Origin of the sequence: Iamia sp. (genome assembly GCF_035575815.1) — a bacterium.
Classification (GTDB): Bacteria; Actinomycetota; Acidimicrobiia; order Acidimicrobiales; family Iamiaceae; genus Iamia.
In genome coordinates this window covers 1-11,069 of record NZ_DATLXO010000100.1, presented here as the reverse complement: position 1 = coordinate 11,069, position 11,069 = coordinate 1, and the positions used below count along the sequence as shown (strand labels likewise).

General features: G+C 73.6%; 11 protein-coding genes and 1 pseudogene. 11 read left to right on the top strand and 1 reads right to left on the bottom strand.

The features are described from left to right. Nucleotides 1–813: phosphatidylinositol mannoside acyltransferase (locus VNL12_RS10635; RefSeq protein ID WP_325594332.1), on the top strand; the 813-nt coding region annotated here is incomplete at its 5' end. An 86-nt stretch (nt 814–899) separates the two neighbouring features. Beyond that, complete coding sequence (locus VNL12_RS10630) at nt 900–2,099, top strand: acyl-CoA dehydrogenase family protein (protein WP_325594330.1); 1,200 nt, start codon at nt 900–902, stop codon at nt 2,097–2,099. On the opposite strand, the gene VNL12_RS10625 is transcribed toward VNL12_RS10630, so the two are convergent. Then, on the bottom strand, nt 2,063–3,652 hold the full coding sequence (locus VNL12_RS10625) for a phosphotransferase (RefSeq protein ID WP_325594328.1): 1,590 nt from the start codon (nt 3,650–3,652) through the stop codon (nt 2,063–2,065). The genes VNL12_RS10630 and VNL12_RS10625 overlap by 37 nt on opposite strands. Before the next feature lie 324 nt (nt 3,653–3,976). Between VNL12_RS10625 and VNL12_RS10620 the strand changes: the two genes are divergently transcribed. The 9 genes and pseudogenes from VNL12_RS10620 to VNL12_RS10580 all read left to right on the top strand — a co-directional run. Next, the gene (locus VNL12_RS10620) at nt 3,977–5,050 is read left to right on the top strand and encodes a glycosyltransferase family 4 protein (protein WP_325594326.1); all 1,074 of its coding nucleotides are present in this window, start codon (nt 3,977–3,979) and stop codon (nt 5,048–5,050) included. 103 nt (nt 5,051–5,153) lie between these two features. Continuing rightward, entirely contained in the window at nt 5,154–5,711 is a 558-nt protein-coding gene (locus tag VNL12_RS10615; RefSeq protein ID WP_325594324.1) for a LemA family protein, read from the top strand. Nucleotides 5,712–5,715: 4 nt separating this feature from the next. After that, on the top strand, nt 5,716–6,627 hold the full coding sequence (locus VNL12_RS10610) for a M48 family metalloprotease (protein WP_325594322.1): 912 nt from the start codon (nt 5,716–5,718) through the stop codon (nt 6,625–6,627). 244 nt (nt 6,628–6,871) lie between these two features. Next, nucleotides 6,872–8,260 carry a DUF3048 domain-containing protein gene (locus VNL12_RS10605; protein WP_325594320.1) on the top strand — a complete coding sequence of 463 codons (1,389 nt, stop codon included), beginning with the start codon at nt 6,872–6,874 and terminating at the stop codon, nt 8,258–8,260. Between the two features lie 79 nt (nt 8,261–8,339). Then, entirely contained in the window at nt 8,340–8,756 is a 417-nt protein-coding gene (locus tag VNL12_RS10600) for a hypothetical protein (protein WP_325594318.1), read from the top strand. A gap of 3 nt (nt 8,757–8,759) precedes the next feature. Beyond that, nucleotides 8,760–9,191, top strand: coding sequence for a YbaN family protein (locus VNL12_RS10595; RefSeq protein ID WP_325594316.1), 432 nt, complete (start codon nt 8,760–8,762; stop codon nt 9,189–9,191). A 42-nt stretch (nt 9,192–9,233) separates the two neighbouring features. Continuing rightward, the gene (gene pdxS / locus VNL12_RS10590) at nt 9,234–10,142 is read left to right on the top strand and encodes a pyridoxal 5'-phosphate synthase lyase subunit PdxS (protein ID WP_325594314.1); all 909 of its coding nucleotides are present in this window, start codon (nt 9,234–9,236) and stop codon (nt 10,140–10,142) included. Nucleotides 10,143–10,181: 39 nt separating this feature from the next. Next, entirely contained in the window at nt 10,182–10,820 is a 639-nt protein-coding gene (gene pdxT, locus VNL12_RS10585; RefSeq protein WP_325594312.1) for a pyridoxal 5'-phosphate synthase glutaminase subunit PdxT, read from the top strand. Next, nucleotides 10,820–11,069, top strand: a pseudogene (locus VNL12_RS10580) (YebC/PmpR family DNA-binding transcriptional regulator); the annotation flags it as partial. The gene pdxT and the pseudogene VNL12_RS10580, both read left to right, overlap by 1 nt.

Sequence of the window (11,069 nt, the reverse complement as noted above, 5' to 3'; positions counted from 1 at the left end):
CGCCTGGCGTCGCGCCGGCTCGTCGTCGAGCGCAACCTCCGGCGGGTCCACGGCCCCGACCTCGACGGTCCGCGGCTCGCGGCCCTGGTGGACGCCACCTTCGCCTCCTACGCCCACTACTGGATCGAGTCGTTCCGCCTGCCCGGCACGTCGGTGGCCGACATCGACGCGCGGATGACCGCCATCGGCATGGCCCACATCGAGGCGGCCATGGACGCCGGGCGTGGGTGCATCCTCGCCCTGCCGCACCTCGGGGCGTGGGAGTGGGCGGCGTTCTGGCTCGCCAAGGTCAAGGGGTACCCCGTCACCGCAGTGGTCGAGCAGATCGAGCCGCCGGAGCTGGCCGCATGGTTCGTGGGACTGCGGCGCCAGTTCGGCATCGAGGTGGTGCCCTTCGGCCCCTCGGCCGCCGCCGCGTGTGCCAAGGCCCTGAAGGCCGGCCACGTGCTCGCCCTGCTGTGTGACCGCGACCTGGCCGGCACCGGCATCGCCGTCGACTTCTTCGGTGAGCCCACGACCCTGCCCGGCGGCCCGGCCACCCTCGCCCTGCGAACGGGTGCCCCGCTCATCCCCGCGGCGGTCACCTTCGACATCGACGGGGGCCACCTGGGCGTCGCCCTCCCGCCCCTCGACACCGAGCGCCGCGGTGCGTTGCGCGCCGATGTCGCCCGGGTCACCCAGGACCTCGCCCATGCGCTCGAGGTGCTGATCCGTCGAGCCCCCGACCAGTGGCACCTGCTGCAGCCCAACTGGCCGTCGGACCACGCCGCCCTGGCCGCCGCCGGCCTGGCCCCTGCGGCCCCGACGAGCTGACCACCCCACGGTCCGCCGCGTGGGCTGACCGACCTACGCTCGTTCCGGGTCGTCCCCCTGCTCGGACGCCCCGAGGAGAAGGGTCGATGAGCGAGCGCAGCGGCTTTCAGGTCCCTGACCACGTCCGACCGATCCGCGACGCGGTGCGGGCCTTCATGGTCGACCACGTCGAGCCGGCCGAGGGCGTGCTCCACGAGGGCGGGTCCGCGGCGGCAACGCTCATGGGCGAGCTCCAGGCCCGGGCCAAGGCCGAGGGTCTCTGGGCCCTCGGGCACCCGACCGAGCTCGGGGGCGGGGGCATGGACTTCCTCGACTACGTGTACGTCAACGAGGTGCAGGGGCGCAGCGAGTACGGCCAGATCGCCCTCGGCACCTACACCCTGCAGGACTCGCTGATGCTCCACGCCCACGCCAACCCCGGCCAGCGGGAGCGGTGGCTGCGACCGCTGGTGGCGGCGGAGATCTCACCCAGCTTCGCCATGACCGAGCCGGAGGTGGCCTCGTCGGACCCGACCCAGCTGCGCACCACGGCGGTCCTCGACGGCGGTGAGTGGGTCATCAACGGGCGGAAGTGGTTCACCACCGGTGCGAGCCGGGCCGCCTACACGACGGTGATGGTGCGCACCGAGCCCGAGGCGCCCGATCACCGGGCCTTCAGCATGATCATCGTCCCGACCGACACGCCGGGCTACACGATCGTGCGCGAGACACCGGTGCTCGGCATCCGCGGCGGCCACTGCGAGGTCGCCTACGACGAGGTGCGGGTGCCCGCCGATCACCTGCTGGGGGAGCGGGGTCGGGGCTTCGCCATCGCCCAGGAACGACTGGGGCCGGGCCGGATCTTCCACGCCATGCGCTGGCTGGGCCAGGCCCAGCGGGCCTTCGACCTGCTCTGTGATCGCCTGGTGCACCGGGAGGCGTTCGGGGGACCGCTGGCCGACAAGCAGCTGATGCAGCAGCACGTCTTCGACAGCTACGCGCAGATCCAGGCCTGCCGGCTGCTGACGCTGCACGCGGCGGAGGCCGTCGACCGCGGCGGCGACGCCCGGGTCGAGATCGGGGCGGTCAAGGTCGTCGGGGCCCGGATGCTCCACGACGTGATCGACCGGGCCGTGCAGGCCCACGGCGCCGCCGGGCTCACCGACGACACCCCCCTCAGCCACATGTACCGCACCGCCCGCTTCGCCCGCATCTACGACGGTCCCGACGAGGTGCACGTGCAGTCGGTGGCCCGGCGGTTGCTCGCCTCCTACAGCGACGGCGACTCCTGGTCGTTCGCGGGCTGAACGTCGGCGGGGGGCGGGTCGTCGGGGGCCAGCAGCCAGCCCGGGTTCGCCACCCGGAGGCGGTCGACCACGCCGGCGCGCACGACCTCGACCACCTCGGGCCGGCCGTCTAGCTCGCCGGCGCGGATGGCCGCCGCCAGGGCGGCTTCGCTCCCGAAGCCAACCGTCGCCAGGCGTCGGGCGTGGGCCCGGTGCTGCTGGGGGCCGAGTCGCAGCTCGCGCTCGACGACGCCCAGGGCGTTGCCCGCGACCCGGGTGGCGAAGGCGGCCGACCCCTGCAGCGTCGGGGTCACCTCGTCGTCCAGGTGCCGGCGGACCGCGTCGAGGAGCTCGGCCGCCGTGGGGCGGCCGTGCAGGTCGAGGGCGACGTCGTCCTCAGGAGCGTCCGAAGCGTCGGGAGCCGGTGGCTCGTCCGGGTGGGGCCGGGCACGGGGGTCACCCGGGTGGCCCGGGCGGGGCTGGGGGTCGTCCGGGAGGTGCGGGGTGCCGTTGCGGGGGTGGGGGTCGTCCGCATCGGAGACCACGGCGGAACCCGGGGCGCGTCGGGCATCGGGCTCGGGCTCGAACATCAGGCGGAGCAAGTCGTACTCGTTCTCGCTGGCGCGCCGTCCGATGGCAGCCAGCTCGACCGAGCGCACGTGGCCGTCGAGGTGGCGGCGGGCCTGGACCGCACAGATCAGCCCCCACGTCAGGGTCCCGACTGCGATCCACCAGCGCACGTCGTCGGGCTCGACCGCCTCACCGCGCGCCGCGACGTACGCTGCCAGCAGGTCGTCGAGGGTGGCGACACCGCCGACCTCGTGCTCGCCGCCGAAGCGCCACGCCCGCACGCACAGCCAGCCGAGGTCCTCGAGCGGATCGCCCCGGTGGGCCAGCTCCCAGTCGAGCACGCTGGTCAGCTCGTCGCCGTCGACGAGCAGGTTCCCGACGCGGAAGTCCCCGTGGACCACGCGCTCAGGCCCCGGTGCGGGCCGGGTCGCCGCCAGCTCGCGCAGGGCCAGCTCGAAGGCCGGCCGGGCCTCGCCCACCAGGTCGAGGCCCTCGCGGACCCGCGCCAGGGGGTCGCGGTGCTCGAGGCCCGGCACCGCGGCCGGGTCGATCGAGTGGACGGCCGCCAGGGCCCGACCCCACTGGGAAGCCAGGTGGCGGCGGCCCTCGGGGGTGCGCTCGGCGCGCACCAGGCGCCGTCCCAGGGCCTCGCCCGCCACTCGCGCGGTGACGCGCGCCGGCCCCAGCGTCGGCGCGGTCGCCTCCGCCCCGACGATGACCTGCGGCACCGGCACCCCGGCCCGGGCCGCCGCCGCCAGCAGGGCGTCCTCGGCCACCATCGAAGGCCCGGCCAGCGACGAGGGCCCCGGCCGGGTGCGCTGGAGGATCAGCTCCCGGCGCCCGACGACCGGACCGTCTGCGCCGAACGACCAAGTTTCGCGCGACGCCCCACCCGACAGGCGGCGCAGGTCCGTGACGACGACCTCCGGGTCGTCGAGGGCGACGGCCAGCAGCGGACCGAGAGCCCGGGCGAGGACGGCGGCGGCGGGCTCGGCGGCGGGCATCGAGTCTGAGCGTAGGGACGACCCGTCCCTCGGCCTCGGACCGCTGCCGGCCGCCACGGTGCCGACGGGTCCCGCCCGCACCGTCACGGGCCGGACAGTACCGGCCTCCCGAAGTGGTCGCGGGATCCGTTGCGGGAGCGACGTCGATCGCGACCGGTTCGGGGGAGGGCCTGAAGTGGTCGCGGGATCCGTCGCGGGAGCGACGTCGATCGCGACCGGTTCGGGGAAGGGCATGAAGGGGTGCGGGCTGGGAGGCGGGCACCGGACGGGGCTGCACCGCGCGGAGGCGGAGCGCACCCGACAGCGCCCCGTAGGCTCCGCGCCGTGCGGATCGGCCTCGTCTGCCCCTACAGCCTGACCGTCCCCGGGGGGGTGCAGGCCCAGGTGCTCGGCCTGGCGCGCGCCCTGCGTGCCCACGGGCACCCCACGCGCGTGTTGGCGCCCTGCGACGGGCCCCCGCCCGACGCCTGGGTCACGCCTCTCGGCAACAGCATGCCGACCGCGGCCAACGGCTCGATGGCCCCCCTCGCCCCGGACCTCTCCGCCCAGTTGCGGCTGATCCGCGCCGCCAACGACGAGGACTTCGACGTCATCAACCTCCACGAGCCGCTGGCCCCGGGGGTCGGCGTCACGACCTGCGTCGTGAAGCCCGCTCCGCTCGTGGGCACGTTCCACGCCGCCGGTGTCTCGGGCGCCTACCGGTCGCTGGGGCCCGTCGTGCGCTGGCTGGCCGGGCGCCTCGACCTGCGGGTCGCGGTGTCCTCCGACGCCGAGGACCTGGCCCGCACGTACCTGCGCGGCGGCTACGAGCGGGTCTTCAACGGCATCGAGATCGCCTACTTCGCCGAGGCCGAGCCGTCGCCGGTCGATGGGCGTCCGACGATCCTGTTCCTGGGCCGCCACGAGGAGCGCAAGGGTCTCGAGGTGCTGCTCGCGGCCATGACCGACCTGCCCCGCGACGTGCGACTGTGGGTCGCCGGCGAGGGCCCCGACACCGAGAAGCTGGCCCGTCGGACCTCCGGTGACCCGAGGGTGGAGTGGTTGGGACGCATCTCCGATGCCGAGAAGGCAGCGCGCATGGCCGGCGCGACGGTGTACTGCGCCCCGTCGCTGAAGGGCGAGTCCTTCGGCGTCGTGCTGCTCGAGGCCATGGCCGCGGGCACCCCGATCGTGGCCAGCGACCTGCCCGGCTACCGCAAGGTGGCCCGGCCCGGGATCGATGCAGTGCTCACCGCCCCCGGCGACGCAACGGCGTTGGCCCGGAGCCTGCTGTCGGTGATCGTCGACACCGACCGGGCCGCACAGCTGGTGGCCTCGGGCCGGTCTCGAGCCGAGCAGTTCTCCATGGACCGCCTGGCCTCGTGCTACCTGCAGCTCTTCGAGCGCCTCGCGGAGTGACGGCCCGGGCCGGGAGACGGTGACCGGCGGCGAGCGCCGTCTAGGATCCGAGGGCCACCCCGGCGCGCAGCCCGTTTCGGGCGGACGCTGATCAGGAGGATCCGTGGGAACCATCATCATCGTGGTCATCGTCCTGGTGATCGTCGTGCTCGCCGTCTGGCTGATCGCGAGCTACAACGGCCTGGTCAAGCTCAAGAACCGCGTCGAGGCGGCGTGGGCCCAGATCGAGGTCCAGCTCAACCGCCGCCACGACCTCATCCCCAACCTGGTCGAGACGGTCAAGGGCTACGCGACGCATGAGAGCGAGACGCTCGAGAAGGTGGTCGCCGCCCGCAACTCCGCCGTGGCCGCGTCGACCCCCTCGGAGCAGGCCAACGCCGAGAAGGCGGTCTCCGGGGCCCTGGCCAACGTGTTCGCCCTCTCCGAGGCGTACCCCGACCTCAAGGCCAACCAGAACTTCCTCGCCCTGCAGGAGGAGCTGACCACCAGCGAGGACCGCGTCGCCTACGCACGGCAGTACTACAACGACTCGGTGAACCAGTACAACACCAAGATCGAGAGCTTCCCCGCGGTGTTCATGGCCCGCGCCGCCGGCATGGGTGAGCGCCAGTACTTCCAGGCCGAGGGCGACGCCCGCGGCCCGGTCACGGTCAGCTTCTAGTCCTGTGTACGACCAGGTCGCACGCAACAAGCGTCGCTCGTACGCGTTGCTGGCACTCTCGTTCCTCCTCGTCGCCGCCGTGACCTGGGTCGTCACCTACCTGATCGACCTGGGCCCGATCGGCGTCGTGATCGCCCTGCTCGTCGCGGCGGGCACGTCGGCCGCGGCGTGGTGGGGCTCCGAGCGCGTCGCCCTCTCGGTGAGCCGGGCCCAGCCCGCAGACCCCGACACCTACGCCCGGCTGCACAACCTCGTCGAGGGCCTCTGCATCGCCAGCGGCCTGCCCAAGCCCGGCATCTACGTCATCGGCGACGACGCGCCCAACGCCTTCGCCACCGGCCGCTCGCCCGAGCACGCGTCGATCGCCGTGACCACCGGCCTGCTTCTGATGATGAGCCGGGTCGAGCTCGAGGCCGTGGTGGCCCACGAGCTCAGCCACATCAAGAACGACGACGTCCTCGTCGCCACCCTGGCCGTCACCTGCGTCGGCGCGGTGGCCATCCTCTCCGACATCGGCATCCGCTTCATGTGGTGGAACGGCGGACGTCGCGGGCGTCAGGACCGCGACTCGACCGGCGGGCCGGCGGTCGTTCTCGCCCTGGCCGGCTTCGCCCTGCTCGCCGCCGCCCCGCTCATCGCCCGCCTGCTCCAGTTCGCGGTCAGTCGCCGGCGCGAGACGCTGGCCGACGTCTCGGCCATTCAGATGACGAGGTACCCGCCGGCGCTCGTCTCCGCCCTCACCAAGCTGCGCGACGACACCACCGTGGTGCACGCCTCGTCACGGGCCACGGCCCACCTCTGGATCGAGTCGCCCATCGCCCGCATCGAGAGCGAGGGGCGCCTCTCCAAGCTGAACCGGATGTTCGACACCCACCCGCCCCTCGACGAGCGCATCGCCGCGCTGCAAGAACTATGAGACCCATCAGCGAGCTCCGCGAGCGAACCCGACAGCACGGCCTCGCCCGGTTCTGGGGCACGGATCGGCTGCCCCCACGGCCATCTCGTGCCCCAGTTCGCCGAGGCCGTTAGGGTGCACCGATGAGCGAGCGCAGCGAGCGAATCAGGAGGTACGGGCTCTCCGGCGGCGGAGCCTGCGGCGCCGGCGGCGCTCATCGGTGCCCGGTGGCCGACGACGCCGTTGTCGTGTCCCGGGGGCATCGATGATTGTCCTGCCGGCCCGAGCCTGGGCGTGGTTGCGGGCCACCATGGTCCGGCGGGTCGGGGTCGGCCTGGCCATCGTCGGCCTGCTCGTGGTGGTCACGGTGGTCGCCACCCGCGACGGGTCCGAGGTCACCGCGGCCAACCCGGGCACCAGCACCACCGACGAGGGACGGAGCACCGGTGAGTCCGCCGGAAAGGCCTCGACCTCCACCACGACGACGGTCGCACCCACCACGACGGACACAGCTCCGACCACCACGACAGGTCCGACCACCACGACGGGTCCGACCACCAGGACAGGTAGGACCACCAGGACAGGTCCGACCACCAGGACAGGTCCGACCACCACGACGGCCACCCCCCCCAGCCCGGGTCCGACCACCGGGACGGGGGACGTGGCGGCCCCAGGGACACCGGCGCCGACGCTGCCGCCCGCGCCGCCGGCGGGGTCCCTGCGGTTCCTGCCCGAAGACACCCCCGACAACGGGTCGCGAGCCCCGCTCACCGGCCTGCCGGTGCCCGACCCCGGGCTGCTCGGCCGCCCCGCGCTGGCGGTCAAGATCGACAACCTCGACATCGACGGCGAGACGGCCCGCCCCCAGACCGGCCTGGCCTTCGCCGACGTGGTCGTCGAGGAGGTCGTCGAGGGCGGGATCACTCGCTTCGTCGCCGTGCTCCACTCGACCGACTCTCCGGAGATGGGTCCGGTGCGCTCGGCCCGCACCACCGACGTCCACCTGCTGCCCGCGTTCGGCAGGCCCCTGTTCGCCTACTCCGGTGGCAACCCCGGGGTGCTCGCCGCCGTCCGGGCGGCACCCTCCATCGCCGATCGCGGAGGGGAGTGGGCCCCGGCCTACGCGCGGGTGACGGGTCGCCGGGCGCCGCACAACCTCTACGTGCGGCCGTGGGAGATCTGGGCCCGGGGCGAGGGGGCCAGCGCGCCTCCCGCCCTCGGCGGGTTCCGCCCCCGGGGCGAGGGGTCGCCGGTCGGCGAGCCCGTCACCGGTGTGAACCTGGCCTTCAACGGGGTCGCGTCGGCGCCGGTGTCGTGGAGCTGGCTGCCCGAGGAGGGGCGGTGGCTGCGCCAGCAGCGCGGGAGTGTGCACCTCGACGGGGCGGGATACGCGATCGGTCCGCGCAACGTCGTCGTCATGTTCACCGACTACGTCGCCAGCCCGGCCGACCCGCGCTCGCCCGAGGGCGTCACCGTCGGCGGCGGCGAGGCGTGGGTGTTCACCGACGGCAAGCTGGTGCGCGGCCGATGGGACCGACCGACCGAGGGCGCCCCCATCGCCCTGCGCGACGGTGCCGGCCAGCCCATCTCTCTCTCCGCCGGGCGGACCTGGATCGAGCTGGTGAGGCCCGGCAGCGCCGGCGTGGTGGGGTGATCGGTCCGGTCCGGACCGAACCAACGGCGGCCCCCCAGCCGGATTGGAAGCACCGCCGAGCGGCTGCGAGCATGAGGCGGTGACGACACTGCCCCCGACCGCGGTTCCCGAGACGGCACTCGTCGATGCCCCGCGCCGGTCGAATGCGGACGAGGCAGTCCGCCGCCTCCTGCGGATCTCCGACGCCGCGCCGGCGATGCGCGAGGTCGAGCTGCGCAGCGCGTTCAGCCGCTCGATGCTGGTCTCGGCCACCCGGTGCCTGCTCACCTACCTGGTGATTCCCTTCCTGCTCGTGCCGATGGGCCTGGCCTCCGGGGTCGGCCCCGCCATCGGGGTGCCGCTCGGCGTGCTCGCCATCGTCTTCAACATGAAGAGCATCCGCCGCTTCTGGCGGGCCGACCACCCGTGGCGCTGGGCCTACACCGCCATCAGCACCACTGTCATCGCCCTGTTGGTGGTGCTGATCGCTCGCGACCTGGCCGGGCTGCTGAACTAGGCCATGGCCGCCCCGGTCGACCTCGGCGAGGTCTCGCGCCACCGCACCGTCCGCGCCGCCTGGCTGGTGGTCGGGTTCGCCGCCGTGGCCCTGGGCGGCGTCGGCGTCGTCGTGCCCGGCCTGCCCACCACGGTGTTCTTCATCATCGCCGCGTGGGCGTTCTCGAAGTCGAGCCCCCGCTTCGAGCGCTGGGTGCTCGGCCTGCCCGGCGTGGGCCCCATGGTGCGCGACCACCGCGAGGGCCTCGGCATGCCCCGGCGGGCCAAGGTGCTCGCCATCACCATGATCGTCGTGGCCTGCACCCTGAGCGCCACCCTGGGGTTCGAGACATGGACGCCGAGGCTCGTCGTCGGCCTGGCCGGCGCGGTGGGGGTCGGTTGGATCCTCCTGCGGGTCCCGACCCGCGAGACCGTGCTGGCCGCCCGGGCCCGGTGATTCCGGCTTCCGGGTCGGCGCGGGCGGTCGTAGAGTGGGGCCATGCCCGAGAGCGCGACCTCACCCTCCACCCCGTCCGAGACGGGCACCTTCCGGGTGAAGCGGGGCCTGGCCGAGATGTTGCGCGGCGGCGTCATCATGGACGTGGTCGACCCGGAGCAGGCCCGCATCGCCGAGGACGCTGGCGCGGTGGCGGTCATGGCCCTCGAGCGGGTGCCGTCGGACATCCGCCGCGACGGCGGGGTCGCCCGCATGAGCGACCCCGAGATGATCGAGGGCATCGAGGCCGTCACCACCATCCCGGTCATGGCCAAGGCCCGCATCGGCCACTTCGTCGAGGCCCAGGTCCTCGAAGCGCTCGGCGTCGACTTCGTCGACGAGTCCGAGGTCCTCACCCCCGCCGATGAGACCCACCACATCGACAAGTGGGCCTTCACCGTCCCGTTCGTGTGCGGCGCCACCAACCTGGGCGAGGCGCTGCGCCGCATCTCCGAGGGCGCATGCATGATCCGCTCCAAGGGCGAGGCCGGCACCGGCAACATCGTCGAGGCCGTGCGCCACCTGCGCGCCATCCTGGGCGACATCCGCAAGCTCACCCAGGCCGACCCGGCCGAGCAGTTCGAGTGGGCCAAGCGCCTGGGCGCCCCACTGCCCCTCGTCCAGGAGATCGCATCCACCGGTCGCCTGCCCGTGCCCCTCTTCTGTGCCGGCGGCATCGCCACCCCGGCCGACGCGGCGCTCACCATGCAGCTGGGCGCCGAGGCCACCTTCGTGGGCTCGGGCATCTTCAAGTCGTCGGACCCGGCCCGGATGGCCAAGGCCGTCGTCGAGGCCACCACCCACTTCCGCTCGCCGGAGATCCTGGCCAAGGTGTCCCGAGGCCTGGGCACGGCGATGGCGGGCCTCGAGGTCGCCACCCTCGAGACCACCTTCGCCGACCGGGGCTGGTGAGCCCCGTGGCCCACCGCCCCGAGCCGGAGCCCCCGGGACATGGCGGGGCCCGCTGAGCCCAGTCCCGTCGCTCCCGGCGCACCCGGGGCGAAGGTCGGCATCCTCGCCCTCCAGGGTGCGGTGTCGCACCACGCCAACGCCCTCGTGGCCCTGGGCGCCGTGCCCGTCGAGGTGCGCGGTGCGGGCGATCTGGCCGGGATCGACGGCCTGGTGCTGCCCGGGGGCGAGTCGACCACCATGTCGAAGCTGCTCGACACGAGCGGACTGCGCGGCCCCCTCGCCGAACGGTTGGCGGACGGCCTGCCCGTCCTCGGCACCTGTGCGGGCATGATCCTGCTCGCCACCGACGTGCTCGACGGGCGGGCCGACCAGCGCAGCCTCGGCGTCATCGACATGGCGGTGCGCCGCAACGCCTTCGGGCGCCAGCGCGACTCCTTCGAGGCCGACCTCGACCTGACGTGGCAGGGTGCACCGATCGACGGCGGCCCGTTCCACGCCGTGTTCATCCGGGCCCCGGTGGTCGAGGCCGCCGGCCCCGACGTCGAGATCCTCGCCCGGGTCGACGGTCGCCCCGTCCTGGCCCGCCAGGGCGCGGCGATCGTGGCATCGTTCCACCCGGAGCTCACCGACGATCTGCGCCTCCACCGCCTCTTCCTGTCCACCTTCGAGGAGAACTGATGTCCGGCCATTCCAAGTGGGCCACGATCAAGCACAAGAAGGGCGCGGCGGACGCCAAGCGGGGAAAGCTGTTCGCCAAGCTGATCCGCCAGGTCGAGGTGGCCGCCCGCCAGGGCGGGGGAGACCCCGACATGAACCCCACGCTGCGCACCATGTACCAAAAGGCGCGCGACAGCTCGGTGCCGCTCGACACCATCGAGCGGGCGATCAAGCGGGGCACCGGCGAGCTCGAGGGCGTCACCTACGAGC

Bases quoted from the DNA above. Each gene is read 5' to 3' on its own strand.
- VNL12_RS10630 (WP_325594330.1), top strand. From the start codon at position 900: ATGAGCGAGCGCAGCGGCTTTCAGGTCCCTGACCACGTCCGACCGATC.
- VNL12_RS10625 (WP_325594328.1), bottom strand. From the start codon at position 3,652: ATGCCCGCCGCCGAGCCCGCCGCCGCCGTCCTCGCCCGGGCTCTCGGT.
- VNL12_RS10605 (WP_325594320.1), top strand. From the start codon at position 6,872: ATGATTGTCCTGCCGGCCCGAGCCTGGGCGTGGTTGCGGGCCACCATG.
- VNL12_RS10595 (WP_325594316.1), top strand. From the start codon at position 8,760: ATGGCCGCCCCGGTCGACCTCGGCGAGGTCTCGCGCCACCGCACCGTC.
- pdxS (WP_325594314.1), top strand. From the start codon at position 9,234: ATGCCCGAGAGCGCGACCTCACCCTCCACCCCGTCCGAGACGGGCACC.
- pdxT (WP_325594312.1), top strand. From the start codon at position 10,182: ATGGCGGGGCCCGCTGAGCCCAGTCCCGTCGCTCCCGGCGCACCCGGG.